This is a genomic window from Streptomyces sparsus (assembly GCF_054776295.1).
The window spans coordinates 1-1,999 of sequence record NZ_BAAHCA010000892.1 but is presented as its reverse complement, the minus strand read 5'-3'; the positions used below and the strand labels follow the sequence as shown (position 1 = coordinate 1,999).

Below are 1,999 nucleotides of genomic sequence, written 5' to 3'. Positions count from 1 at the left end.
GGGAGTGGCGGGGGTGGTGGCCGGCGCCCCGAAGAGCACCGCCCTGGCGACCCGGGGCGCGAACAGCGCGCTGAGCGGCGTGGTCAGGGCCAATGCCGAGCGGAACGCGGCCCCGACCACCGGGTCACCGGGGGCCCGCTGCTGCACCCGGGCCAGGTACCACTCGGCCGGCCGGTCGACGGTTCGGGTCCCGGCCGCGGTGCCGACCGCACCCGGCATCTTCTTGTCGGCGCCGGCCGAGATGTCCCAGGCCTGCTGGGAGGCGCGCAGCAGGACCTGCTGCACCCGCCGGGTGGTGGGGGTGCGGCGCTGGTCGGCGAGCGCGTCACGCAGCGCCACGGCGCTGATCGCGGCCACGGCCATGCCCTGCCCGTAGATCGGGTTGAAGGCGCACAGCGCGTCACCCGTCGCGAGGAAGCCGGCCGGCCGGCGGCCGGGCAGGTCGTAACGGCGGCGGACGTTCGAGGTGTTGCGGAAACCGTAGGGGGCCGACTCCGGTTCGGCCTTGACCAGCCAGTCGTACACGAACGGGTGCGGCAGCCGGCGGGCGAACTCGGTGAAGCCCTCCCCGTCGGTGGGCGGTTCGCTGCCGCGCAGCCCGGAGAGCGTCACCACCGAGCGGCCGTCCTCCAGCGGCAGCACCACCGCTCCGTACGGCTGGGACGGGTTGGGCACGACGTAGTAACCGGCGCTGTCCGTGGCGTGGTTCGGCGCGGACCGGTAGACCCGCGTGGTGTAGGCGAGGCCGGTGTCGAGCGTCTCCTCGTAGGGGGCGTCGGCGCCGATACCGAGCAGCCAGTCGGGGGCCTTCGAGCCGCGGCCTGCGGCGTCCACCACCAGGTCGGCGTGGAGCGGGCGCCGTTCGCCCAACGCTTCCTCGCCCCGCTCGCGCAGCACCACGCCCTCGACGCGCGCGGCGTCACCGACCAGCCCCACCGCCTCGGTGCCGGGCACCGTGTCGATGCGCGGATTGGCCAGCACCCTGCGGCGTACCAGCCATTCCAGCAACGCCCGCGAAGGGGTGAGCAGATGCTGGGTGGCGGGGGTCCGCCGGAACCAGTGCCCGGACTGCCACTGCACCATGTCGCCGGGCATGCCCACCCTGGGTGCTCCGTGGTCGCGCAGTTCGGCGACCAGGCCGGGCAGCAGGGACTCCAACGGCCGCTGCCCGCCCTCCAGCAGGACGTGGGTGTGGCGTCCCTGCGGCACGCCGGGCCGGGTCCCGGGTCCGTCGGGCAGCCGGTCGCGTTCCACGACGGTCACCCGGTCGCAGTGGTCGGCGAGCACCTGTGCGGCCAGCAGGCCGGCGAGGCTTCCGCCGACGACCACGGCGTGCCGCACGGGCCGGTCCGCCCTGCGGTAGGGCCGGCTTCCGGGACGTACGCCCGCAGCACGGTCTGCCGATTCCGCCATTCCCACTCCTTCGGTGTCTCGTTGCCGCGTGTCCGCGCCGCCTCAGTATGTCGTGCGGTGTCGGCTGCCGAACCGACGTCGGCGAAGTACCGCGAGGCCAGGGCCGCGCGGGCAACCAGCGCTGTGCCGGTGGACGTTGGAGCACTGCTGACCGATGAGGCGAACGCGGCCCGGTGAACGTACCCACAGTGAAGCCGTGTCCCACGCTGCTGAGTGCCTTCTCGGTCGGCGTCCCGCTCGGCGCCGGTACACCACGACCGGGCCGGGGCGGGGTCGCCGAGCGACTCCGCCGGCCGGTCACGGGCAGGGCCGCCGGTGTCACGTCCGGTGAGGCGTGCAGACGTGCAGAAGGGAAACCGCTGTGGCGATACCACCCGATCCCCTGGAACCGCCCGCCGAACCGGTGATCGAGCCCACCCGGGTCATTCAGCGACGCAGGTCGCAGGCGATGTCCGACTTCGCCGAACTGTTCCGTGGCGGAGGCGGCGGAGGCGGCGGAGGCGGTGGGAGCGCCGGAGGCCGGGGCGGCAGCCGAGGCCCGGCAGCGCGGACGGGAGGGGAGGCCGACGCGGACGAGGGCGACGAG

1 protein-coding gene and 1 pseudogene are annotated in these 1,999 nt (G+C 74.5%); one reads left to right on the top strand and one right to left on the bottom strand.

Features of this window, described 5'->3' with window-relative positions; translation table 11 throughout:
* Window positions 1-1,413 (bottom strand): NAD(P)/FAD-dependent oxidoreductase (locus tag ACYVE9_RS24610; RefSeq protein WP_461030096.1); only part of this gene is annotated, 1,413 nt, incomplete at its 3' end.
* Between the two features lie 361 nt (window positions 1,414-1,774).
* On the opposite strand from ACYVE9_RS24610, the pseudogene ACYVE9_RS24605 reads away from it, so the two are divergent.
* Window positions 1,775-1,999 (top strand): annotated as a pseudogene (locus ACYVE9_RS24605) (hypothetical protein); the annotation flags it as partial.